Annotated in this window: 24 protein-coding genes; 10 read left to right on the forward strand and 14 right to left on the reverse strand. The window is 56.6% G+C overall.

All coding sequences use genetic code 11. From position 1 onward, the window contains the following. Nucleotides 1-4: 4 nt before the first annotated feature. Nucleotides 5-916, reverse strand: a complete 912-nt coding sequence (locus AC0V6N_RS05430; protein WP_486170570.1) for a haloalkane dehalogenase — start codon at nt 914-916, stop codon at nt 5-7. Nucleotides 917-976: 60 nt separating this feature from the next. Further along, nucleotides 977-1,849 carry a mechanosensitive ion channel family protein gene (locus tag AC0V6N_RS05435; RefSeq protein WP_486170571.1) on the reverse strand — a complete coding sequence of 291 codons (873 nt, stop codon included), beginning with the start codon at nt 1,847-1,849 and terminating at the stop codon, nt 977-979. Between the two features lie 168 nt (nt 1,850-2,017). Between AC0V6N_RS05435 and AC0V6N_RS05440 the strand changes: the two genes are divergently transcribed. From AC0V6N_RS05440 to AC0V6N_RS05455, 4 genes are all read left to right on the forward strand, one after another. Continuing rightward, nucleotides 2,018-3,178 (forward strand): acyl-CoA dehydrogenase family protein, encoded by a 1,161-nt coding sequence (locus tag AC0V6N_RS05440; protein ID WP_486170572.1) that lies wholly within the window; start codon nt 2,018-2,020, stop codon nt 3,176-3,178. A 140-nt stretch (nt 3,179-3,318) separates the two neighbouring features. After that, entirely contained in the window at nt 3,319-3,624 is a 306-nt protein-coding gene (locus AC0V6N_RS05445; RefSeq protein ID WP_486170573.1) for an FtsB family cell division protein, read from the forward strand. A 164-nt stretch (nt 3,625-3,788) separates the two neighbouring features. Beyond that, nucleotides 3,789-4,904, forward strand: a complete 1,116-nt coding sequence (gene pdhA / locus AC0V6N_RS05450; RefSeq protein ID WP_486170574.1) for a pyruvate dehydrogenase (acetyl-transferring) E1 component subunit alpha — start codon at nt 3,789-3,791, stop codon at nt 4,902-4,904. Nucleotides 4,905-4,907: 3 nt separating this feature from the next. Then, a complete protein-coding gene (locus AC0V6N_RS05455) occupies nt 4,908-6,263 on the forward strand; it encodes a pyruvate dehydrogenase complex E1 component subunit beta (protein ID WP_486170575.1) in 1,356 nt (451 codons plus the stop codon). 63 nt (nt 6,264-6,326) lie between these two features. Here the strand turns inward: AC0V6N_RS05455 and AC0V6N_RS05460 are convergent, their stop codons facing one another. Genes AC0V6N_RS05460 through AC0V6N_RS05470 form a run of 3 tightly spaced genes read right to left on the reverse strand, consistent with a single transcriptional unit; the run spans nt 6,327 to nt 9,552 of the window. Then, nucleotides 6,327-7,016 carry a TadE/TadG family type IV pilus assembly protein gene (locus AC0V6N_RS05460; RefSeq protein WP_486170576.1) on the reverse strand — a complete coding sequence of 230 codons (690 nt, stop codon included), beginning with the start codon at nt 7,014-7,016 and terminating at the stop codon, nt 6,327-6,329. Beyond that, nucleotides 7,016-7,612 (reverse strand): TadE/TadG family type IV pilus assembly protein, encoded by a 597-nt coding sequence (locus AC0V6N_RS05465; protein WP_486170577.1) that lies wholly within the window; start codon nt 7,610-7,612, stop codon nt 7,016-7,018. The genes AC0V6N_RS05460 and AC0V6N_RS05465 overlap by 1 nt, the downstream gene beginning before the upstream one ends. Continuing rightward, nucleotides 7,609-9,552: a pilus assembly protein TadG-related protein gene (locus AC0V6N_RS05470; RefSeq protein WP_486170578.1), complete on the reverse strand. Its 1,944-nt coding sequence runs from the start codon at nt 9,550-9,552 to the stop codon at nt 7,609-7,611. The genes AC0V6N_RS05465 and AC0V6N_RS05470 overlap by 4 nt, the downstream gene beginning before the upstream one ends. A 215-nt stretch (nt 9,553-9,767) precedes the next feature. On the opposite strand from AC0V6N_RS05470, the gene AC0V6N_RS05475 reads away from it, so the two are divergent. Further along, entirely contained in the window at nt 9,768-10,433 is a 666-nt protein-coding gene (locus tag AC0V6N_RS05475) for a hypothetical protein (protein WP_486170579.1), read from the forward strand. Nucleotides 10,434-10,474: 41 nt separating this feature from the next. After that, a complete protein-coding gene (locus tag AC0V6N_RS05480) occupies nt 10,475-10,942 on the forward strand; it encodes an EF-hand domain-containing protein (RefSeq protein ID WP_486170580.1) in 468 nt (155 codons plus the stop codon). An 11-nt stretch (nt 10,943-10,953) separates the two neighbouring features. Here the strand turns inward: AC0V6N_RS05480 and trmFO are convergent, their stop codons facing one another. Next, on the reverse strand, nt 10,954-12,366 hold the full coding sequence (gene trmFO / locus AC0V6N_RS05485; RefSeq protein WP_486170581.1) for a methylenetetrahydrofolate--tRNA-(uracil(54)-C(5))-methyltransferase (FADH(2)-oxidizing) TrmFO: 1,413 nt from the start codon (nt 12,364-12,366) through the stop codon (nt 10,954-10,956). Between the two features lie 67 nt (nt 12,367-12,433). Between trmFO and AC0V6N_RS05490 the strand changes: the two genes are divergently transcribed. Further along, the gene (locus AC0V6N_RS05490) at nt 12,434-13,084 is read left to right on the forward strand and encodes a lysoplasmalogenase family protein (protein ID WP_486170582.1); all 651 of its coding nucleotides are present in this window, start codon (nt 12,434-12,436) and stop codon (nt 13,082-13,084) included. A gap of 11 nt (nt 13,085-13,095) precedes the next feature. Here AC0V6N_RS05490 and AC0V6N_RS05495 read toward each other — a convergent pair whose 3' ends face one another. Together AC0V6N_RS05495 and gyrA are read right to left on the reverse strand one after the other, a co-directional pair. Further along, nucleotides 13,096-13,932 carry a TauD/TfdA dioxygenase family protein gene (locus tag AC0V6N_RS05495; RefSeq protein WP_486170583.1) on the reverse strand — a complete coding sequence of 279 codons (837 nt, stop codon included), beginning with the start codon at nt 13,930-13,932 and terminating at the stop codon, nt 13,096-13,098. Continuing rightward, nucleotides 13,929-16,736: a DNA gyrase subunit A gene (gene gyrA, locus AC0V6N_RS05500; RefSeq protein ID WP_486170584.1), complete on the reverse strand. Its 2,808-nt coding sequence runs from the start codon at nt 16,734-16,736 to the stop codon at nt 13,929-13,931. Before gyrA ends, AC0V6N_RS05495 begins: the two co-directional genes overlap by 4 nt. Before the next feature lie 349 nt (nt 16,737-17,085). Between gyrA and AC0V6N_RS05505 the strand changes: the two genes are divergently transcribed. Then, the gene (locus tag AC0V6N_RS05505; RefSeq protein ID WP_486170585.1) at nt 17,086-18,459 is read left to right on the forward strand and encodes a hypothetical protein; all 1,374 of its coding nucleotides are present in this window, start codon (nt 17,086-17,088) and stop codon (nt 18,457-18,459) included. Nucleotides 18,460-18,524: 65 nt separating this feature from the next. Here AC0V6N_RS05505 and AC0V6N_RS05510 read toward each other — a convergent pair whose 3' ends face one another. The 4 genes from AC0V6N_RS05510 to AC0V6N_RS05525 all read right to left on the reverse strand — a co-directional run bounded on the left by AC0V6N_RS05510 (nt 18,525) and on the right by AC0V6N_RS05525 (nt 21,298). Next, nucleotides 18,525-19,250, reverse strand: a complete 726-nt coding sequence (locus tag AC0V6N_RS05510; RefSeq protein WP_486170586.1) for an NYN domain-containing protein — start codon at nt 19,248-19,250, stop codon at nt 18,525-18,527. 76 nt (nt 19,251-19,326) lie between these two features. Next, entirely contained in the window at nt 19,327-19,968 is a 642-nt protein-coding gene (locus AC0V6N_RS05515; RefSeq protein ID WP_486170587.1) for a carbonic anhydrase, read from the reverse strand. A 35-nt stretch (nt 19,969-20,003) separates the two neighbouring features. Further along, a complete protein-coding gene (locus AC0V6N_RS05520) occupies nt 20,004-20,315 on the reverse strand; it encodes a DUF190 domain-containing protein (RefSeq protein WP_486170588.1) in 312 nt (103 codons plus the stop codon). After that, nucleotides 20,312-21,298, reverse strand: a complete 987-nt coding sequence (locus AC0V6N_RS05525; RefSeq protein WP_486170589.1) for a sodium-dependent bicarbonate transport family permease — start codon at nt 21,296-21,298, stop codon at nt 20,312-20,314. Before AC0V6N_RS05525 ends, AC0V6N_RS05520 begins: the two co-directional genes overlap by 4 nt. 128 nt (nt 21,299-21,426) lie before the next feature. Here AC0V6N_RS05525 and lipA point away from each other — a divergent pair, with 128 nt between their 5' ends. Both lipA and AC0V6N_RS05535 read left to right on the forward strand, forming a co-directional pair. Then, complete coding sequence (gene lipA / locus AC0V6N_RS05530) at nt 21,427-22,383, forward strand: lipoyl synthase (RefSeq protein WP_486170590.1); 957 nt, start codon at nt 21,427-21,429, stop codon at nt 22,381-22,383. Continuing rightward, on the forward strand, nt 22,383-22,844 hold the full coding sequence (locus tag AC0V6N_RS05535; protein ID WP_486170591.1) for a type II toxin-antitoxin system RatA family toxin: 462 nt from the start codon (nt 22,383-22,385) through the stop codon (nt 22,842-22,844). Before lipA ends, AC0V6N_RS05535 begins: the two co-directional genes overlap by 1 nt. On the opposite strand, the gene AC0V6N_RS05540 is transcribed toward AC0V6N_RS05535, so the two are convergent. Next, nucleotides 22,805-23,317 (reverse strand): CinA family protein, encoded by a 513-nt coding sequence (locus tag AC0V6N_RS05540; protein WP_486170592.1) that lies wholly within the window; start codon nt 23,315-23,317, stop codon nt 22,805-22,807. The two genes, AC0V6N_RS05535 and AC0V6N_RS05540, sit on opposite strands and share 40 nt — an antisense overlap. After that, the gene (locus tag AC0V6N_RS05545; protein ID WP_486170593.1) at nt 23,314-23,853 is read right to left on the reverse strand and encodes a hypothetical protein; all 540 of its coding nucleotides are present in this window, start codon (nt 23,851-23,853) and stop codon (nt 23,314-23,316) included. The genes AC0V6N_RS05540 and AC0V6N_RS05545 overlap by 4 nt, the downstream gene beginning before the upstream one ends. Between the last annotated feature and the right edge of the window lie 2 nt (nt 23,854-23,855).

The following is a 23,855-nucleotide window of genomic DNA, read 5'->3' on the forward strand; positions in this document are numbered from 1 at the left end:
GCGCTCAGAGCATGCCTGCCTTTTTGGCCGTATCGATCACACCCTGAGCCAGCTCAACCGGGCGATCTTCCTGACAGAAATGCCCACAATTGGATAGCATCCCATGCGGCATTCCCGCAGCGCCTGCGATCCGATCAATCAAGGGCTGTGCAAGGCCGCCTGTAACAGGGTCATCCTCTCCGAACAGGGTGAGAAATGGCTTATCGAACGCCGCAAGTCCCCTCCACGCGGCAATATTTTGCGCGATGCCGTCCATGCCATCTTCAACCGGGACAAGCTGCGGGAACGCCCGTGCGCCTGCTTTACTGGGTTCATCGGGGAAGGGGGCGTCATAGGCGGCGACTTCTTCTGGCGAACGCTCGGTCGCAGTGGCGCGTTGCAGCAGCTCCCCAATCATGAATTCAGGTGAGCTTTTCGCAAACTCGCGCCAGGCAAGGAAAGCGGGCGAGGGTGTGCCGCCGGTTGGAAGAAACGTGTTGCTCGCCACGACGCAGGTGAAGCGGTCTGGGGCTTCCCCCACCATGCGAAGGCCCAGCAAGCCGCCCCAATCCTGACAGAATAAAGCGGCGGGTTCGGGCACGACTGCATCGCGCCATTGGCTCAGCCAGCTGACATGGCGATCATAGGTGTAGAAGGCGATATCATCGGGCTTGTCGCTTTTGCCAAAGCCAATGAGGTCAGGCGCAAGACAGCGAAAACCCGCATCGACCAGCACTGGGATCATCTTACGATAAAGGAAGCTCCAGCTTGGCTCGCCATGGAACAACAGCACGGGCGGTGCGTCCTTTGGCCCTTCATCAAGGTAGTGCATGCGCCCCGAATGGCCTTCTCCGAGATCAATATCGACCCAGTTTTCGGCAAATGGATAATCGGGGATCGCCTCAAAGCGGGTGAGGTCGGTTTTCAGGATCTGCATGGCTACTCATCTCTCCTTCATCGGGAGAAATGAGTAGCACAAAAGGACTGGTCGCAAAGTTTAATCGCTACTGGCTGGTGCGCCAGCTTCGTTCGCCAGCGGCACCTGTTCTTTGAAAGTGTGCGTGACGTATGGGAATGGGATTTCAATTTTCGCATCATCCAACCCGCGTTTGATCGCGCGCACCACTTGATCGCGGTTCATCACTGCCTCGCTTCCAGAAGAGGCCGCCCACCAGCGCACCAGAAAATCGACAGAGCTTGAGTTGAAATTGTCCGCGAGGATCTGGATTGGCTTGTCCTTGTTCACAAGGTCGCAACTGTTGACCGCTTTCGCAATCACATCGCTCGCATCGTCCAGATCAGTATCATAAGCGACGCCGATCACGACTTCGAAACGGCGCAATGGGGCGTCAGTCCAAATCTCGACCGGATTTTTGAACAATTGCGAGTTTGGCACAACGTGCAGCTCGCCTGAAAACGCGCGGATATGGCTCTCGCGCAGGCTGATAAACTCGACCGTGCCTAAGATATCGTCAGACTGGATCACATCGCCAATCTGCATTTTCTCGCGCAGCATGATCATCACGCCGGCAAGGAAGTTTTCAAAGAAGTCTTGGAACGCCAGACCGACTGCGACCGCGCCAATACCCAGTCCAGCAATTAGGCTTGCAGGATTGAAGTTCGGGAAAACAACAAGTGCTGCGAGCGTCGTACCGGCAATCCAAATTCCCAACCGCACCAGTGTTTCCAGAAGGGCGCGCAGGGAGGGGCGCAGCTCGGTTGATCCAATGATCCTCTTCGCGATGCGTGATGCGCCCTTGGCCACCACCCAAGTGATTGCCAAGATAACGAGCGCGATCACCGCGGCGGGAAGCAATTCAACAGCGGCTTCACCCATTGAACGGACTTGGTCGATTAGCGTTTGCAGCATAAAATTACGTAAACTCCTTCTTTTATTACTCAATGGGAGGAGGGCGCACTTTGTTCCGAGAAAGTATGTTGGGCCGCTTTAGCGCGGTTGACTGAAATGTCAGTGGACTTGGCGTTGGCACACGGGCAATCACCTTAATCGAAGTGAAGAGAGTGAGCCTAACCAAGCATGCAAAATGAGAGCGAAGACCTGGCCGAAATCCGCCGCGCGGTGCGGGCATTGTGCGATGATTTTCCGGGTGAGTATTGGCGCACCAAAGATGCGGCGCGAGAATATCCCGGTGAATTTGTGGATGCGCTGACCAAGGCCGGTTTTCTTGCCGCGCTAATCCCGCCTGAATTTGGCGGCAGTGGGCTCAGCCTCGATGAGGCCTGCGTGATTATGGAGGAGATACAGGCGAGCGGCTGCAACGGTTCATCTGCTCACGCGCAAATGTATATCATGAACACTTTGCTGCGTTATGGATCCGATGATCAAAAGGCGAAGTATCTTCCGAAAATCGCCGATGGGACCTTGCGGTTGCAGGCGTTTGGCGTGTCAGAGCCGACCAGCGGCACCGATACGCTCAGTCTAAAGACCCGCGCAGTGCGTGATGGCGACGAATATGTGATCAGCGGGCAGAAGATATGGACCAGCCGCGCTGAACATTCTGATTTGATGCTGCTGCTCGCCCGCACCACTCCTCGCGAAGAAGTCGCGAAGAAGACCGAAGGCCTCTCAATCTTCCTTGTCGATATGCAAGAGGCGCTCAAGAACGGGATGAGCGTGAAGCCGATCCGCACCATGATGAACCACTCATCGTGTGAGGTGTTCTTCGACGATTTACGCATCCCGGCAAGCTCTCTTGTCGGCGAAGAGGGGAAGGGCTTTCGCTATATACTGTCCGGCATGAATGCAGAGCGTATCCTGATCGCGGCAGAATGTATCGGTGATGCCAAGTGGTTCATCGAGCAGGCGCGCACCTATGCCAGCGACCGCAATGTCTTCGCGCGTCCCATTGGACAGAACCAGGGCGTGCAGTTCCCAATCGCGCGGAGCTATGCGCAGATGCGGGCAGCTGAGTTGATGGTCCATCACGCAGCGCAAGTATACGACGAAGGCGGCAATCCGGGAGCAGAGGCCAACATGGCCAAACTGCTCGCATCGGAAGCAAGCTGGGCTGCGGCGGATATGTGCGTGCAAACCTTTGGCGGCTTCGGCTTTGCTGAGGAATATGATGTCGAACGCAAATTCCGCGAGGCAAGGCTCTACACCGTCGCTCCGATCTCGACCAATCTCATCCTCTCTTATCTGGCAGAGCATGTATTGGGATTGCCGCGCTCTTACTAGATTGCACCGGGTTTAGTGGCGCATTTGACTCACTAGGCGTGAGAGTGACCAAGAAATCAGCCTCTTGGCCGCATTTTTCTTGCACAGCTGGGTTAACTATGATTCTGTGCAACTCAGGGTAAGGGAACGGGTAAGCCATCATGGCAATGCATAAACTACCGCGCGATCATATGAAGCAGGCGCTTGCGCTGACGCTTTTGGTCGTCCTGACGGTGGCTGCCATTGCTGGGCCAACCGGTCTGTTGTCCTGGGCAGAGAATGCTGAGGCTCTTGAACAGCACAATGCCCGGATCTCAATGCTCAAGGAAAAACGCGACGCGCTTAAAAACCGGGTGGAACTGCTCGACCCGCGCGGTGCTGATCCCGATTTGGTGAGCGAGTTGGTTCGCGCCGATTTGGGCGTAATCCATCCTGATGAGATCGTCGTAACACTCGAAGACGAATAACCACTTAGTCCCCCAAATTTGAGAATTTCACCGCTTTGGTAAATCAACGCGACCTTTGCGTGTTTACGTTGCGTCATGCGGCTTTGCGCGCTTATAGGGGCTGTGATTGGGGCGCGCTCACTCCTCCCCAGACGGCGCGCGAACAAAAGAGAAGGGATCATATTTTGGCGAAGAAACCTGCGGCCAAGAAGGCGCCAGCGAAGCGCGCTGCGTCTGCAAAAGCGAACTCACCGGAAACAGGGGCGCCGTCGGACGATCCCGATTTCATTCTGCACTCGCTTCAGGAAGAATTTGAAGCGGCAAAGAGCTTCGCCGCGAGCGACGAGCAGATGATGGAATTCTACCGTCAGATGCTGCTGATCCGCCGGTTCGAAGAGAAAGCAGGCCAGCTTTACGGCCTCGGCCTGATCGGCGGTTTCTGCCACCTTTATATCGGTCAGGAAGCGGTGGCGATTGGTCTGCAATCCGCGCTCGACAATGACAAAGACAGCGTGATCACCGGCTACCGTGATCACGGTCACATGCTCGCTTATGGGATCGATCCCAAGGTGATCATGGCGGAATTGACCGGCCGCGAGGCTGGCATTTCGAAGGGCAAGGGCGGCTCGATGCACATGTTCAGCACCGAGCATAAATTCTATGGCGGCCACGGTATTGTCGGAGCGCAGGTCGCGCTGGGCGGTGGTCTCGCACTCGCCCATCAATACAATGAAGATGGCGGGCTGTGCCTTGCCTATTTTGGCGATGGCGCCGCGAACCAGGGCCAGGTCTATGAGACTTTCAACATGGCCGCGCTTTGGAACCTGCCGATCGTTTTTGTGGTTGAGGACAACCAATACGCCATGGGCACCTCTACCGCGCGCTCCTCTGCCGAAACGCGTTTCTACCGCCGCGGCACATCTTTCCGCATTCCCGGCATGGAAGTGAACGGCATGGACGTGCTCGAGGTACGCGCCGCTGCTGAGGTTGCCTTCAAACATGTGCGCGATGGCAAAGGCCCCGTTTTGATGGAACTCAACACCTATCGCTATCGTGGTCACTCAATGTCTGACCCTGCGAAGTATCGCACACGCGATGAAGTGCAGGATCAGCGCGACAATCATGACCCGATTGAGCGGCTCAAGAAGACGCTGATCGAAGGCGGCCACGGCGAAGATGATCTCAAAGCCATCGACAAGGAAATTCGTAAGATCGTGACTGAAGCGGCTGACTTTGCGGAAAGCTCACCCGAGCCTGCGCCCGCAGAACTCTACACCGAAGTTCTGGTGGAGGAGTATTGATCCATGGCTATCGAACTCAAAATGCCCGCTCTTTCTCCTACTATGGAAGAAGGCACGCTTGCCAAATGGCTTAAGGCTGAAGGCGACACGATTGAGCCCGGCGATATCATCGCCGAGATTGAAACAGATAAAGCGACGATGGAATTCGAAGCTATTGATGACGGCGTTCTGGCAAAGATCCTTGTTGCTGAAGGCACGGAGAATGTGGCCGTTGGGACAGTGATTGCGGAGATGGAAGGGGAGGGCGATGAGGCCTCACCTGCGCCTGCTCCAGCTGCCGAACCAGCACCTGCGCCATCACCGGCTCCTGCCCCGGCTGCTGAAAAGCCTGCTGCATCCACGCCCGCTAACGATCCAGAGATCCCCGCAGGCACGGCGATGACCAGTGTCACTGTGCGCGAAGCTCTTCGCGATGCGATGGCAGAGGAAATGCGCGCGGACCGCCGTGTCTTCGTCATGGGCGAAGAAGTCGCGGAATATCAGGGCGCGTATAAAGTGACCCAAGGGTTGCTCGACGAGTTTGGCCCCAAGCGCGTGATCGACACGCCCATTACCGAATATGGCTTTGCCGGGATCGGCAGCGGCGCGGCTATGGGCGGGTTGAAGCCGATTGTTGAGTTCATGACCTTCAACTTCGCGATGCAAGCGATTGATCACATTATCAATTCTGCTGCGAAGACCAATTACATGTCGGGCGGCCAGATGCGTTGCCCGGTAGTGTTCCGCGGTCCAAACGGCGCGGCGAGCCGCGTTGGCGCGCAGCACTCACAAAACTACGGCCCGTGGTATGCAAGCGTGCCCGGCCTGATTGTGATTGCGCCTTATGACAGCTCCGATGCCAAGGGCTTGATGAAGGCCGCGATCCGCTCAGAAGACCCAGTCGTCTTCCTTGAAAACGAGCTGGTCTATGGCCGCAGCTTCGATGTGCCTGACGTTGACGATCATGTCCTGCCGATTGGCAAGGCACGTGTCGTTCGTGAAGGTAAGGATGCGACCATCGTGACCTACTCAATCGGCGTCGGCCTTGCATTGGAAGCTGCAGATGAACTTGCCGGCCAAGGCATTGATGCCGAAGTGATCGACCTTCGCACGTTGCGGCCGCTCGATAAGGAAACGGTTCTCAAAAGCCTGGCCAAGACCAACCGTCTGGTTGTGGCAGAGGAGGGCTGGCCGACTTGCTCAATCGCAAGTGAGATCATCTCGATCTGCATGGAAGAGGGCTTTGACGACCTTGATGCGCCAGTCTTGCGCGTGTGCAACGAAGATGTGCCGCTGCCTTATGCTGCGAACCTTGAAAAGCTCGCGCTGATTGACGCGCCCCGGATTGTCGAGGCGGTTAAAAAAGTCTGTTACGTTTAAGAGAAAAAGGGGAAGGGCGCATTTCGGTGCGTGGGGGCGCTCGCGCCCTTCCTAACTTTCAAATCAGGTTGCGCGTGCCTTCTGGAAGACGTCGCAAGCGGAAACAGGCTCTGGATCAGGTCTTTGATAAAGCTGCGTCAGATCGCGTGAATCGCGGATGTTGAATGCAGCCGTGTACTCAATCAACGTGTCACCGAAAAACTCAAACGGCGTGATCGGCTCGTAGTCGTAAGACACTTCGACAAAGATCACAGCCGTACCTGCGCTCGCAGTGATACGATTGCCAGCTTCGCCCATACCTGGGAAGCTTGTGCCGCTGGAGCCTGTGCCTTCCGTGCCGTATTTCGACACGTAATTCTTGGCACCGCGGCAACGCTGCCATGCGATCCATTGGCCACCATCGGCATTTTGCTGAAGGCTGGAGATCACAACGCGGCCCTGACCGTAGATATCAAATGGATCGCCCAGCTTCTCACCACCAATGAGAGATTCATTGATGTCGTCTTCGTAAACCTTGCGCGCGGTTAGCACGTCGGATTCACCCACGCGTGACGCGTTATCAGCCACCTGCATCGCAAGCTGGCTCATCTGCATATGCGTGATCGTGAAGTTCGCGGTTTCCGTGCCGAGCAGGCCAAGGCCCAGAACAATCGGCGCGGCAAAGGCGAATTCGACCATTGCGACGCCCGAATTGTCATCGCGTAGCTGCGCATAGCGCTTACGTGCGGCAGAGAGTTTCGAAAAAACAGACATCAGCAGGCTTCCACAGTTGTCGAGCGATCTTGCTCATCAAAAGGCTGGTTGCGAAGAACGGTGGAGGAACGCAGTTCTACTTCCTCTGGCAGTCCTGCTAGGCCAGCCATCGGGAACAGGCGCGGGTAGCGTACCACCGCGGTGTACAAAACGGCATCACGCGCACCGCCGATGCCAGCCTCACCACGATTGGAATCCCATTGGCCATTGCTGTTGGCATCAATGTAGTTTTCGCCAGAGTCGCAAACCCCATTTCCATCATCGCCGACGATCTCTTCCGCTTCGCCGATATCGCTAAAGTCGAAGTGAGAGAGCTTTTCGAGCGTCACTGTCGCGGTCGAAGGCACAACATTCTGCACCTGATCAATCACAGCCTGGTCAATCGTGGTTTCACGGCTGCCAGCGCTTTCCAGCGTCAGGTCGCGGCCCGCCTTTTGCATCGCGCCATTGACCAGCGCAGATGTGTATTGCGAATGCGCCATGTCGAAAATGCCCATGATCATGAGGATCAGAACAGGGGCGACAAAGCCAAACTCGACCAGTGTCGCGCCCTCTTCTTCGCGGCGCAGGCGTTTGATGATTGCAGAGCCGATCATTGTGTAAGCCTCAGAGCTGCGATCTGCTGTGCGATTTCCTTAAACCGAGCATCAAGCTCTGCCGAGTTGGTTGCGGCAAAGGCACGGCCAGGGGTTGCACAATCGATCAGGTTTTGTGTGAGCGAGGTGCCGAACGCCACGACCCAGACCGAGATATTCTCTTGGCGAGCCGAGCGGCAAGCTGCCTGGAAACGCTCAGCGTGGTTAGTGCGCGCGGTTGCACTCTGACCATCACCGGTCACGCGGCGATCCCACCACTCGATGCCGTACATGTTGTACTGTTCAACGTTTGGAGCGAGCTCACCATCGGTCATAAATACGATGTGACGTGAGATCGCATCACCATTTGGTGCAGTCGCATTCTGTGCGGCAAAGATTCCATTCGGCGAAATGAAGCGCGCACCCCAGATCATGCCTACGTCATGGTAAGTGTTGCCCGACGCATTGAGCGAATTGACATAAGATTGCATGTTGCCGCGCGAGACGTCTTCCAAACGGAAGGCTGCACGTGGACAGGTGTAGGATGGACGGCTCTCAGTGCCAGTGTACTGATCTGTCTGGCGGATTTCGCCAAGAACGTTGCCAGAGCTGTCCTCACGCTTCCATGTCGCGCGATATAGGACGGGTTTCCAGTATTCATCGGCATTGCCGGGTGTGAGGTTGATCTTCAGATCGTTCGCACCGCTTGGGATCGGGTCAAAGTTCGAACCGGTGACTGTGTTCGCTTCTTCTACGCAGCCATCCCAATCGACGCTCTCAGTGGCGAAGTCCCAACCTGTCGGCAGGTCAATACTGTTGTCATCATAAAGCGAGCTGATGTCATAAGTGACTGGGCGGTAGACCCATTCAAACACTTCTGTCTGTTCTTCTGTGACAGTGATGGTCGAATCCGCTTCATAGCGATAGCGGTCGATGTCGAAGTCACAGGTTTGGCTGCCACCATTGTAGAAGCCGCCACCGCCGCGATACTCGTTGTAAGTAACTTCGCCAGTGTACACGACCGTGCGCGGATTGCCCGTGGTCGCAGAGACTTGGGTCCAGCTGCTTTCAGAGCTTGCAGAGTGGAATTCGTCGCTGAATTGCAGGCTGTTGTAATATGCGACGCAGGAATCAAAGTCCGGCTGCGTCGTGACGTGGTTTTCAAAGTCAACGTAGCGCGTGTCTTCAGCTGATCCAGTGCGCACGTAATCGTAGCTAACAGGCTCGTATGGGCCAGGAACAAGCTCACCTTCGCGTGATTGGTAGGTGTGGCTTTGCGCCAGCCAAGCTGGGTTTTGGGCCATCAGTTCAGCGCCGACATTGGCGTTGGTGCTGTATGGAACCATTCCGTAGCGCACCTGCGCAGTCGCAGATGTTGACGTGTCGACGGTATCATAGAACGTCATCACTGCATCGCGTAGGCCCTGAAGGCGAGAATTGGACCCGCAGCCGCCTGAACAGCTGCTGCCATCTGGGCGCCAACCCATCGAACCGGTAACGTCGACAACAAACATGATGTCGGTGTTCGAGATGTTAATGTCGGCTTTGCAATTTACGTCGAGATTAAACTCATTGTAGCCGAAGGCGCCCATGATGCTTGTCGGGATCTTACCGCTCGCTGTGCCGACCACTTCGCCATCGGTGGAGGTATAATCACGCGTCAGATTTTCTGTGCCGAACAGCCCATCTTCGTAGTTTTGGTCGAAGAAATTGAGGCCAATGGTCTTGTGCGCGGTGGTAAAATCATCATCGTCCATCGCACGGCGGGCTGCAAGGGCGCCCGCATCGCAGGCCGCCTGAAGGCGCGTTTCCGCCATGTAGTAGCGGCTTGCGTCAACGCCGCCGCCAACCATGGCCATCAAGGGCACGAGCGATGCTGCAGAGATCGCAATCGTGTTCGCAGCGGAATCCTTCGCCAAGCGGCGGAAGAATGACTGGTTGATGTCGTTTTCGTGGCTCATACGTGCACGTCCTCAGGTGAAATCTGCAGGAAAAGCAGACGGATTATTCAAAATCACACGTGGTCATAGCCCAGAGAGTGTAAGGGGTTTCCGAAGCAGTGTGGTAAACAAGAGATGAAGACGCGGCCTAAGTCTTAACGATAGGCTCCGTACACAATTCACTTTTACGACAAGCTTGACTCTGCAATGAATTCGAGACCTTTTCCGAAAACCTAATGTCTGAACTTTCATCAGAAAATCTGTCCCCTGAAGTGCTCATTGCGCTGGCGCACACTCCGGCTGAGCGGCGCGACGCGTTAAGGATGTTCTTTGAGCTTGACGCCCGATTGGCGCGGATTGTGGCCGCAACAAGTGAACCCATGCTGGGTCAAATGCGGCTTGCATGGTGGCGTGACATGCTTGGCAAGCCTGTGTCTGAGCGGCCAACGGGCGACCGCGTGCTGGATGGAATAGGCGAGCACTGGCATGGGCGGGAGGCAGAGCTGTCAAAGCTCGTCGATGCATGGGAGCATCTGCTGGCAGAGCCTCCTTTGAGCGAAGATGACGCCTTTCAATTCCTCACCGCTCGCCGGGATACTTTAATTGTGGCTGTGGGAGAGCAAGCATCTGACCAACACACGCCAAGTGCTCAAACTATGACCGCTTGGTATTGGGTGTGCGCCGATCTGGTGACGAATGTGAGTGACGAAGAGGAGCGCGAGCTGTTGGTAAATCTGTCGCTTACGCATGCCTCCCCGCGTGCGAAGCTTCCTCGCAAGGCTCGCGGGCTCGCTGTATTGGGCGCTCTGGGCCAACGTGCGTTAGAACGCGGCGGGCGCCCCCTAATGGAAGGCCGCACTGCTTCACTTGTTGCAATAAGAGCTGCTATCTTTGGGCGGTAAATACGTGTATTCCTTCCTCATATTCGGATGAGAGGGAAGTTATGCGCCAGACAGTACTGGGTGTATTCTTAGGATTAATCTTTGCAGGCGTCGGCGTATTCTGGTGGCAGGGGCGCGCACAAGTAGAAGAAAACGCTCCTCCACCTCCTGAAGTGGAGGAGGTTGCAGAAGCCGCGCCCGACGAATTGCCAGAGGTCGATCCCGGCGACATGGTCGGCCCTGCGCCGCCTGAGGCGAGCGAGCTTACCCGCGAACAGCGCCGTTTCTTTCGCTATGATCGCAATCGCGACAGGCAGATTACTCGCAATGAAATGCTCTCCACCCGTTCGGACGCATTTCGAAAGCTGGATGTGGATGGCAACAATTTGCTGACATTCGAAGAATGGGCGGTGCGAACCTCGGACCGGTTTCAAGAGATGGACGGGGACGGCAATGCCCGCCTGACACCAGCGGAATTCGCGACCTCCGCTCCAAAACCGCGCGCGGCCAATCCCTCTTGCCGATGCTAGGCGTGGCGGCTTTAAGCGGGTTCGACTTCGCGCGTTTCGTTTAGCCAGCTTTGCAAATCGTCCTTGGCCCGCGACGTATAGGCTTCCTTGCGCTGTTTCTTCTTCACCTCATGCAAAGGTGGGAACAGGCCAAAGTTCACATTCATTGGTTGGAACGTGGCCGCATCCGCATCGCCGGTGATGTGGCTCAGCAACGCACCGAGCGCAGTGGAGGCGGGCAGCGGCTTCCAATCGCGCCCGCCCAATTCAGCCGCCGCCATCATTCCAGCAACAAGACCAATCGCCGCGCTTTCAACATAGCCCTCACACCCGGTCACTTGCCCAGCAAAGCGCACATGCGGCGCCGCTTTCAAACGCAATTGCCGGTCTAACACATTGGGTGAATTGAGAAATGTGTTGCGGTGCAATCCGCCCAGCCGCGCAAACTCGGCATTTTCAAGGCCAGGAATGGTGCGGAACAATTCAACCTGCGCGCCATACTTCAGCTTGGTCTGAAATCCGACCATGTTCCAAAGCGTGCCGAGCTTATTATCCTGCCGGAGCTGCACCACGGCATAGGGCCATTTGCCCTGCGGATGCTCCTCGCTTGTGTCGTATGGATTATCGAGGCCGACGCCTTTCATCGGGCCATAGCGCAGCGTTTCGACCCCGCGCGCCGCCATCACTTCGATCGGCATACATCCATCGAAATAGGGCGTGTCCTTTTCCCACTCTTTAAACTCGCCTTTCTCGCCATCCATAAGTCCCTGATGAAAGGCGAGATATTGCTCCTTCGTCATGGGGCAATTGATGTAATCGCCATCTTCGTTGGAGGCTTCGGTCCGCTTGTTCCAGCGCGACTGGATCCAGCATTTCGACATGTCGATGGAGTCGCGGTGGATGATAGGGGCGATGGCATCGAAGAAGGCGAGCCGCTCTTCCCCTGTCGCGGCCACGATGCTTTGCGCAAGCGTCGCAGCGGTTAGCGGACCGGTGGACACGATTGTCAGCCCGCTTTCAGGCAGAGTATCGACGCGCTCGCGAACAATCTCGACATTGGGATGATCGCTGAGCGCTTTTTCAACCTCGGCAGAGAACACATCGCGGTCGACCGCCATCGCGCTCCCCGCTGGCACTCGCGCGACTTCGCCAGCACGCATGATGATGGAATCAAGCTCGCGCATTTCATGGTGCAGCAGGCCAACAGCATTCTTGGTATCATCATCAGAACGGAACGAATTGGAGCAGACCAGCTCTGCCAGCCCATCGGTCTGGTGTGCGGGCGTCATCTCACCGCCACGATCTTCAGGAGCGCCGCGCATTTCGGACAGGCGCACTTTCAACCCGCGTTGGGCAAGCTGCCAAGCTGCCTCTGATCCGGCTAGGCCACCACCGATAATGTGGACATCATGCCCATTTGCGTGATTGTGAGATGAGTTGGTCATGGAGCGCGAAGTAATTGCGTGTTAGCGCGCCTGCAAGGACCAAACGCATCTTAGGAGACGCGATCCGATGCCACGCCGCACATTGATGGAGCACCGCCCGTGGTTGCTGGCCGGCGTGATTGCGGCTTTTGCGTATTATTTCCTGCGCGATAATCCCATGGGTGAACTGTGGCTGATCCTGATCAAGGGCGCGGCGGTTGGCTTCCTCGCCATCTATGCTTTGCGCCGAGCACCGGGGATTGATGGTAAGATATTGGCGCTGGTTTTGGCGCTGTGCTCTGCAGCGGATATGGCGCTTGTGCTCAGCTTGGAAGTGGGCGGGGCGCTGTTTGCATTATCGCACCTGATCGCGGTTGCTCTGTATTGGCGCAATCCGCGCGAAAGCACAGTGTGGAGCCAACGCGTGCTCGCTCTAGCGCTTTTGATCGGAGCGCCGTCCATCTCTTACTCGCTTAGCGGCCGATTGGATATCGCGGCCTATGGCCTCACCCTTGGCCTGATGGCAGCGGCTGCCTGGATGAGCCGTTTCCCGCGCTACCGAGTTGGCATGGGCGCGGTGTTGTTCGTGGTAAGCGATTGGCTTATCTTCAGCGAGCTTGGCACGTTCGATTTGGGAGTGCTGCCGGGCATTCTGATCTGGCCGCTTTATTTTGCGGGGCAGCTGATGATCGCAACGGGTGTTACGCAGACCTTGCGCGGCGAAACGCCTGCTCGTTAATTTCTGGCCCGCTAAACCGCAGCAATCGTTGTGCGGTGCAGCTCTCGCCGATGGCCTTCATAGCCCCCTGTTGCCTTGTGATTGACGCTGCGATTATCCCATAGCAGCAACATGCCTGGTTCCCATTTGTGGCGGTAGAGGAACTGCTCTTGCTCGCAATATTGGTGCAATTCCATCACCAATTGCAGCGCCTCTGCATCGTCCAGTCCCTCAAAGCCAACAGTGTAGCTGATCGAGCAGAACAGCGCTTCTTCGCCTGTTTCATCATGGCGTTTGATGAGCGGATGGGATTGCCTAGCCAAGGCCGCTTCGCCGGGGCGGATGGCCATGGATCGGCCTTTATCATTGTCGCCGTATAGCCCATCGGGTGCATATCCCCGGCTTGCCGAATGGATTGCGGTAATTTGGCGCAGTTCGTCTTTGCGCGTTTCGGGCAGCGCGGCGAAAGCGGCAATCTGGTTGGAAAACAGAGTGTCACCACCCACCGGCGGAATTTCTACGGCGAGCAGGCACGTACCCGAAGGCGGCTTGTCGAGGAAACTCCAGTCGGAATGCCAATTCTCAGCGAAGAGCGGAGAGGTCTCATCCGCCTCTCGCTGGATTGCTGCGATGTTTTTGCGACCTGGAATGGGATCGAAGAACGGATCATTGCCGAACCCGCCCATTGCCTGCGTGAACCGCTCAAGCGCGTCATCGTCCATGCGTTGATCAGGAAAAGCGACCACCCGGTGTTTCAACCAAGCCGCGCGGATTTCAGCTATCAGAGCGGGGTCAAGCTCACCGGACAGGTCGCACCCGGTGATCCGGGCGCCGCATGCCTGTCCGCTGGGCTCAACCTTTATGCTCATTCAGGCGGTGCCTCGCCGATATCCTTATCGCTTTGCGGCGTGGTGTCAGGCGTGGTCTCATCACCGCCTCCGCGCCGTCGCCGTTCGACCATCTCTTCGACGATGGCCTCTTCTGCCTCGTTTTCTGGTTCTTCGGTTTCGTCGATCTTGACCGCGCTGACCACATGCTCGTTCTTGCCCACTGTGAACAGGCGGACACCGGCAGTATTGCGGCCCATTACGCGAAGGCTTTCAAGGCCAATGCGGATGAGTTTTGCCTGATCGGTGACGAGCATCAGCTGCTCGCCGGTCTCAACAGGGAAGCTGCCGACAACCGCGCCGTTGCGGGCGATATTGTCGATATTGACAACGCCCTGACCACCGCGGCCGGTCTTGCGGTATTCGTAAGAGCTGGAGACCTTGCCGTATCCATTGGCGCATACAGTGAGGATGAATTGCTCTTTGCCTTCAAGCTCAGCAAAGCGTTCTGCAGAAAGGTCCGGTTCGCCATCGCGCTCGCCCTTGTAAGGTGCGAATTTGAGATATTGCTCGCGTTCCTCTGGCGTAGTGCCGGTGGCCCCCAAGGTGGAGAGCGAGACGACCTCGTCCCCGTCCGCCAGCTTCATGCCGCGCACACCTGTCGAGGTGCGAGAGGTAAACTCGCGCACGTCCTCTGCGGCGAAGCGGATCGCCTTACCCATTTGCGTGGAGAGCATCACGTCATCGCTTGGCGCGACAAGGCGCACACCGATCAGCTTGTCTTCGCTTTCCTCATCGAACTTCATCGCAAATTTGCCGTTCGATGGGATGTTGGTGAAGGCGTCCATGGAGTTGCGCCGCACGCTGCCCTTGGCGGTGGCGAACACAACAGACAGCGCACCCCATTCATCCTCATCCTCTGGCAGAGGTAGTACGGTGCGGATCGTTTCACCATCATCAAGCGATGGCAGCAGGTTTACAATCGGACGCCCGCGTGTCGCTGGCCCGCCTTCTGGTAACTTCCAGACTTTCAGGCGGTAAACCTTGCCCGCGGTAGAGAAGAACAGCACCGGATTGTGCGTCGACGTGACGAACATCTCGGCAATGGCATCCTCATCCTTGGTCGACATGCCAGCGCGTCCCTTTCCGCCGCGATTTTGCGCGCGGAAGGTGGAGAGTGGGGTGCGTTTGATATAGCCATCGAGCGTAACTGTGACGACCATATCGTCGCGCTCAATCAGGTCTTCATCGTCCAGACCATCCCAGGCAGGCGCGATTTCTGAGACGCGCGGCGTTGCATAGGTCGCGCGGATTTCCTCCAGCTCCTCGCGCATAACAGCGTAGAGTTTGACGCGGTCTGCAAGGATCGCGAGATACTCTTCAATCTTGTCAGCCAGTTCCTTGAGCTCGTCACCAATCTCATCGCGGCCAAGCGCGGTCAGACGGTGCAAGCGAAGTTCGAGAATTGCGCGAACCTGCCGCTCAGACAGGCGATAGGTGCCGCCATCCTGATCAGCAGTAGGTTCAATTGCTTCAACCAGGCGGATATATTGCGCAATGTCGCCAATCGGCCATTCTTTGTTGAGCAAGCGTTCGCGCGCTGTCGCCGGATTGGGTGCGCCGCGAATTATCGCGACCACTTCGTCCAAATTGGACACCGCAACCACAAGGCCGAGCAAAATGTGCGCCCGGTCCCGCGCTTTCGCGAGCTCAAACTTGGTGCGCCGGGTGATGACTTCTTCGCGGAACTGAATGAACGCCTGAATGAAGTCACGCAGCATCAGTGTCTCGGGCCGACCGCCGCGAATGGCGAGCATATTGGCCGGGAAACCTGATTGCGCTGGCGTGTGGCGCCAGATCTGGTTGAGCACGACCTCTGCAGTCGCATCGCGTTTCAGGTCGATAACCACCCGAACACCCACACGAGAGCTTTCATCGCGGATATCAGAGATACCTTCGATCCGCTTGTCCTTTGCCGCCTCGGCGATTTTCTCGACCAAGCCAGCTTTGCCGACTTGATACGGGATAGAGGTGAAGACGATGCTCTCACGATCACCGCGCCGCGTCTCAATCTCATGGCGGCAACGCATCAGGATTGACCCGCGCCCGGTTGTGTAAGCGGACTTTGAGCCGCTCGTGCCAAGGATCAGAGGGGCAGTTGGGAAATCAGGCCCGGGTATATATTCGATCAATTCCTCAGACGTGATCGCCGGATTGTCCATAAAGGCCATGCAGCCATCGATCACCTCCCCAAGGTTATGCGGCGGCACATTGGTCGCCATGCCCACCGCAATACCGCCTGCACCATTGACGAGCAGGTTGGGGAAACGGGCGGGTAAAACCGACGGTTCTTGTTTACGCCCGTCATAGTTCTCAACGAAATTGACCGTGTCTTTGTCGAGATCGTCCAGCAGCGTGTCTGCCACACGAGCAAGCCGCGCTTCGGTGTAACGCATGGACGCAGGCGGATCGGGATCCATAGAGCCGAAATTGCCCTGACCATCAATCAGCGGCACGCGCATTGACCATGGCTGCGTCAACCGGGCGAGCGCATCATAGATCGCGCTGTCGCCGTGTGGGTGAAAATCACCCATCACATCGCCAACAATCTTCGCGCTTTTGACGTACGGACGCCCCGCGACAAAGTTGCCGAGCTTGGACGAATAGAGAATACGGCGGTGCACCGGTTTCAAACCATCGCGCACGTCCGGAAGAGCACGGCTCACGATCACGCTCATCGCGTAATCGAGATAACTCGTCTTCATCTCATCGACGATGTCGATGCGTTCATAATCGCCCGCAGGTGATGGGGCGGTAGGTTCGAGAATGTCGCTGTCGTCGCTCAAAGCGCTTGCCGTTCTGTTTGTTATTTTTGCACGTTTTTTCGAGCGCTCAATGTAGGGATTTGACATGGGATTAGCCACTCAAGAGCCGCCGATGAGGCGTCGTTTTGGCGCTTTTTCCACACTTCGAGTGCGCAAACGTGTTTAGTGGGCAATTCCACTGCATGACTTTGCGAATGTTACGTGTCGGATACAAATTGTTTCCAACCATTCAATCGCCGTTCAGCCCGCTTCATCTAGACAGAATTGCAAATGTCAAAGCTCTGGTTCAAAGGGCGAAACAGACATAACAACCGTGCGCGCAGGCCGATCTAACAGCCACGCGACATAAAACTCTGCTGGAGGACCCCGAATGACAACCCTTTTCTCGCGTAAGCGTACATCTTCGCTCGCCCTCGCAATTGCGCTGGCGACCGGTTCTGCTGTCGCCTTCACCGCTGTTATGCCTGCCGAAGCCAGTGCACAGCGCAATCGTGACCGTGATCGTGACCGCGACAATGCCGAAGAAAACGATGGCGGTGGTTACAGCGATGAATTTCGCGCTGCCTATGTGCCGCTTGATGAAGCTTTGAAAGCCGAAGGCGCCGATGTCGCCGCTCTGCGCCCACAGATCGATGGTCTGGTTCCGCTGCTTACTACTAATGATGAAAAAATCGCTGGTGGCGGCTTAATCTTTAACGCTGGCATCGCCTCATCCGACCGCGCTTTGCAGTTGCAGGGCATGGAATTGATGCTCGCAAGTGGCAAAGTTCCGGCTGAATCAACCGGTCGCTATAATTTCATCGCCTATCAGCTTGCGAATGAGCGCAACGATTTTGCGAAAGCGCGCGGCTACCTACAGGGCGCGATCGACAACAATTTCACGACCGCGCAGATTTCTGCACCTGACCTTCAGATCGCGATGGCTGAGAACTTCTTCTCCGCTAACGAGCTGAATGCTGGCTATGAATATTTGAAGTCGGCGATCGCTGGTCGCGAAGGGCAAAATCTTCCTGTCGCAGAGAACTGGTATCGCCGTGGTCTCTCGGTTGCTTACGAAAATGAAAGTGTGCCGGAAGTCTATGAATTCACACAAATGTGGATCAGCGCATTTCCTGGCGAAAACAACTGGCGTGATGCCATAAACATAGCTCGCAACCTTAATGAGTTCGAAGCATCCGAAATCCTTGATCTGTTCCGTTTGAGCCGCCGCGTGGGCGCGCTTCAGGATGCGTCCGACTACGATTACTACGTCGAAGCGGCGGACGCTCGCCGTCTACCGCGTGAAGTGAAAGACGTGATTGAAGAAGGATTTGCCGCTGGCGTCGTCAGCCGCGACAATCTGTTCATCACCGAATCCCTTGGAATTGCGGACGGCCGTATCGCTGCTGACCGCCGCGATCTGCCGGCGCTTGAAAGCGACGCGAATGCCGCAGGTGCTGGCGTGCGCACAGTGATTGCAGCTGGTGATGCCTTCTTGAGCTACAATGACTTCGCCAAAGCGGCGGGCTTCTACCAAAAAGCCGCTGGTATGGCTGGCGCAGATGCGGCTCTGGTCAACACCCGTCTCGGCATCGCTCAGGTGGAGCTTGGCCAATTTGACGCTGCACGTCAGACGCTTTCACAAGTTGGCGGTAAGCGTCTTCCAATCGCAAAACTTTGGATGGCCTATGCGAACGAGAAGCAAGCAGCAAGCGCTGCGCCTGCTCCAGCAGCTCCGGCTGCAGCAGAGCCAACCGCGATGTAATTCAGGTAGGTTTATGATTTTGAGAAAGGGCGCGCAGGGTAACCTTCGCGCCCTTTTTTGCGGCCTCAGCGCAGGCGTTTGACAAAGACCTGCTTTTCGCGTCGCTCAACTTTGAAGTTGTCGAGCGTGTCGAACAGGTCTGAAAGCCTTTTGAAGCCATAGTTGCGCACATCAAAACTCGAACGGTTTCCGGCGATCTGCCCGACCTGTTGGAGCATTGCGAAGCCTTTTTCGTCGCGTTTCGCCTCAGCATAGGCCGCGGTGATCAGTTCCATCAACTCATCATCAACATGGCCCGATGTTGCAGGCTTGCTGTCTTTTTCATCACTGCCACTGTCGGCCGCATAGCTTGCGATCAGCGCTTTGATGTCGATGAAGCGGGTGCAGACTGTCTTAAATGCTGGCGGTGTCTTCTGCTCGCCAAAGCCATAGACCAACAGGCCATCTTGCCTTAGCCGCGTGACAAGAGGGGTGAAGTCGCTGTCAGAGGTCATGATGCCAAAGCCATCGACTTTGCCCTGATACAGCAGATCAATCGCGTCGATTGTCATCGCCATATCGGTCGCGTTCTTGCCTTTCGACACGTCAAACTGCTGCTGGGGGCGAATGCCGAATTTGTTGGTGATCTTGTCCCAGCGCGCAAGGTTGTCCTTGGCAAAATTGCCATAGGCGCGGCGGATATTGACCTGTCCCAGCTCAGCCATAACGGTCAGAACGGGATCAATGCCATCGGGCGTTGTGTTGTCTGCATCGATCAGCAGAGCGATATTCTTGAGTTCAGTGTGTGCCATAGATCGTTACATGGGCGCCCGGGGAGGGTGGGGCAAGCGTGCAATCAACAACTTAGCGCGCTGCCCAGTCCGCTGCTTAGTCCTCGGGTAGAAACTCGCCGGTTTCCTCATCCAATGAATAAAGCACGCCTTCGCTGATGGAAAAGTGCGCACCGCGTAGTTTCAGTGCATCCGATTGCTCTTTTTCGAGCAGCCAGGGGAAGGTGCGCAGATTGGTCAGGCTTTGGCGAATGGCGGCGAATTCCATCGCCAATTCAGCCTTGCGCCCCGTGGTTCCATGTTTTCTCGCAACCGGTTCACGCGCTTCTTGAAGCAGTTCAATCCAATTGGCGATAAACGCGCCTTCGCCGTGGGGTTTTGTGTCGAGGCTTTGCGTGAGAGCGGCCTGACACCCACCGCAGCGGCCATGGCCCATGACAACGATCTGGCGCACTTCTAGCATTTGCACCGCGAACTCCACCGCCGCCGAAACGCCGTGATAGCCGGGGCTGGTTTCATAGGGTGGTACGAGGGCTGCGACGTTGCGCACGACAAATATGTCGCCGGGGTCGACATCAAAGATTTGCGCAGGGTCAACGCGACTGTCGGAACAGCCAATAATCATCAATTTGGGATGCTGCCCTTCGGCGATGGTCTGTTCGAACCGGGCACGCTGGCGCGGATAGGTCTCTTCGCGAAAGCGGCGATAGCCTTGGAGCAATTCGGCAAATTCTGGCACGCTTTGTCCTCCCAAAAGCCGGGAGGATTGCCTCGTCAGTCGAAGCGCTCTCCCCGGATCACTTGCACATCCCACATGCTAAGGATGAAGCCCAGGTTTGTAAGCATGGGAGCAAGCTCTTCTGCAAGCGCCATTGCCTTATCTTCCGCAGCTATTGTGAGCACGAACACCTTATCTGTGCTCATCACGCTTTCCCGGCGCCAACGTCCTTCGCGCCCTTTGCCGCTTGATACGGGCAGAACCGTCCAGCCTGTAATGCCTGCATCATCGATGGCATCGGTAACGCGCTTTTGCAGCGCTTTGTCGGTTAGGATCTCGATCCGTTTGCGGGTGACGGTTTCAATCATGGCATCGCTCCATTGGTGCCGGTGAGCATGCTCGCCAGCGCACTGATGAGACCAATATTGATAAGCACGTTAAAGGGGAAGGTGATCGAGAGCGACATCGTCAGATAAATGCCGGGATCCGCCTCTGGCAGAGCAAGCCGCATGGCCGCTGGCACAGCAATGTAACTCGCGCTGGCGCAAAGCACGCCGAGCGCAGCCGCAGAGCCAGAATCTAGCCCGATTGCAACGCCAAGTACAGTGCCCACAGTCCCGTTAAAGATCGGCAGCATGATCGCGATTGAGGTGAGCCGCCATGTGATCGCGCGCGAATCCATCATGCGGCGCGCGGCGATAAGCCCCATATCGAGGAGGAAGAGGCACAAAACGCCCTTAAACCCGACCTCAAAGAAGGGGGAAACTTCTTCAAACCCTTCTGGCCCTGCAAGCATCCCAATACCGAAAGCGCCCAGAAGCAGGACGATGGAGGAGTTGGTGAAGACCTCATGCAACATCTCGCCCGTGGACTGTGTGCCCGCAGAGCTGCCCATGCCGCGCGCGAGCATCAATCCGCTCAGGATCGCCGGGGCCTCCATTGCGGCCATTACGGCGACCATGAACCCGGCGGGTTCGCGCCCCTGTCCCATCAAAATCTCGCCTGCGGTCACAAATGTTACCACGCTGATTGACCCGTAATGCGCTGCCACGGCCCCCGAGTTTATCCGGTCGAGCTTGCCGAATGTCTTCAGCACCCCATAGGCGAAGAAGGGCAGTATAAATCCGGCGGCAATCCCTGCACCTAACGCAGAGATAACCGTGCCGTCGATCCCAAATTCGGCGACTGCAACACCACCTTTGATCCCGATAGCGGCCATCAAATACAGCGACATCGCCTTGGCAATCGGCTCTGGAATGGTGAGGTCACTGCGCGCATATGCGGCGGCAAGGCCGAGCACGAAAAACAGCACCACCGGTGAAGTGAAGGTCTGGATTGCAGTTTCAAACATTACGGGGAAGTCACCTAGGGAGATTGCACAAGAAGCAACACCCCTTGTGTGCATTCCGTTCCCGATTGTCCCGTTTGCAGGTCACTCATGCTTGCGGCGGACGCTACGGGAGCCTAAGTGGGCGGGCAATGAACGATCTTACAAACACACCCAAAGCTTCCCCTGAAGAAGCGCGTCCCGCGCGTCAGCGCAAACCCGATTGGATTCGCGTTCGCGCACCCGTGAGCGAAGGGTATCATGAAACGCGCCGCCTGATGCGCGAATTAAACCTCAACACGGTTTGCGAAGAGGCAGCTTGCCCAAACATCGGGGAATGCTGGACCAAGAAACACGCGACGGTGATGATCCTTGGCGATGTCTGCACCCGCGCCTGCGCGTTCTGCAATGTGAAGACCGGAATGCCGCGTGCGGTCGATCCAATGGAGCCTGAAAACACCGCGATTGCTGCGGCGAAAATGGGGCTTGAGCATATTGTCATCACCAGCGTGGACCGTGACGATCTTCCTGATGGCGGGGCTGGGCAATTTGTGAAGGTGATTGAGGCGCTGCGCCGCAACACGCCAGATACCACGATTGAAATCCTCACGCCCGATTTTCGCGGCAAAATGCGCCCTGCGGTTGAGGCGATTTGTGAAGCGGGTCCAGACGTTTACAACCACAACCTCGAAACGGTTCCGCGTCTCTATCCCACGATCCGCCCCGGTGCGCGCTACTACGCGTCGCTGCGCCTGCTTGAAGAGGTGAAAGCGCATAATCCGCTTATCTTCACCAAGTCGGGCATCATGCTTGGGCTGGGTGAACAGCGCCTCGAAGTGCACCAAGTGATGGACGATATGCGTTCGGCTGAAGTCGACTTCATCACGATGGGGCAATATCTCCAGCCAACGCCAAAGCATGCGAGTGTTGAGGAGTTTGTGACGCCCAAAGCGTTCGACGCCTATGGCTCAATCGCCCGCGCAAAAGGCTTTCTTCAAGTCGCCTCCAGCCCCCTCACTCGCTCCAGCTATCACGCGGGCGATGACTTTGCGGTGATGAAAGAAGCGCGAGAGGAGAAACTCCGCAAGAAAGATCGTCTGAGCATCTAATGGTCGGTATCCGCGAAACTCGCTCGCTGCCCTACAGCGCAGAGCAGATGTTCGACCTTGTCGCGGATGTGAAGCACTACTCGAAATTCCTGCCATGGGTGATAGCAACCCGCGTGCGATCAGACAGCGACACCGAAATGGTCGCCGATATGGTGGTGGGTTTCAAGAGCCTTCGTGAAAGCTTCACCTCACGCGTTTCGAAGGATCGCCCAAGGGAATTGGCCGTGCATTATGTTGACGGGCCGCTGTCAGACCTCAACAATGTATGGACCTTCCGCGCAATTGACGCGAACAATTGCGAGATCGATTTCAAGGTCGATTTCCAGTTCAAAAACCGCGTGTTTCAGGCCATGGCTGGCCAGTATTTCGACCGGGCATTTCGCAAAATGGTCGCCGCATTTGAACAGCGCGCTTTTGAACTTTACGGCAATAGCAGCTCAAGCGCGCATAACGTCGCTTGATGCCGGATAATGGCGCGCCCATCAGGGCCATCGCCGCCATCGAAGTGCTTTAACTCACCCTCGGGCTCACCGTCTTGATTGCGGTAGGCGCGAGCGAAAACAACTGTTCCAACCGGCTTTAACTGAGTGCCGCCACCTGGACCTGCGACTCCGCTGATAGCGACGGCTACATCGGCATTCGAGCGTTCGAGTGCCCCTTGCGCCATCGCCCAAACGCACGCGATCGAAACCGCGCCGAATGTTTCGATTATGTCGCGCGACACACCCAAAGCTTCCATCTTCGCTTCGTTGGAATAGGTCACATATCCACGGTCGAGCACTGCAGACGAACCGGCGATTTCAGTAATCGCGCCTGCCACAAGGCCACCGGTGCAGCTTTCCGCGGTTGCCACCATGCGCCCAGCTGCGCGGTTCTCTTCAACCACACGCGCGGCGAGTTCAGCGATATCGTCGGGGAGGAGGGCAGCGGTCATTTGCTGCGCGCTTTGCTGTTGCTGTTGCTAGTGCCGCAAATCGGAGGGTTATCAACCCCGGCCAGCTCGAAAAGAAAAGTCATAAGCCCCGATACGTTGTCCACGGGCAAAGGTTCAATTAGCTCCATCCCGCGTTCGATCTCTGGGCAGACATCAGGGCTGATGATCTTCTCGATCTCGCTGCCGACCTGTTCATCGAAAGATGGACGTAAATCATCTTCTCGTAGGTCGCGGAACAATGCACCCAATCCGCGTGTGTTTTCGCTAAAGTTGCCTACAAAGCGGATCATGCCGTCCCAGCTTTCATCCTGACGCGCGCGAAAACGGTCTGCGAAGGCAACGCCGCCTGTGCGCATGAAGCCGGTTGGTTCGTACTTGGCCTCGCAAGCGCGAAGAGCGGCATCAAAGGCAATCGGTATCACATAGGTGACAGCCTCAGTCAGATCCTCGGGCGCAACGCAGGCTTCCTGTGCCTGTGCCGCCTGCGCGCTCGAAAGCGCGGCAAGGGCAAGACCGGTGGAAAATAAGGATCGCATTG

Source organism: Erythrobacter sp. S57(2025) (genome assembly GCF_057365055.1).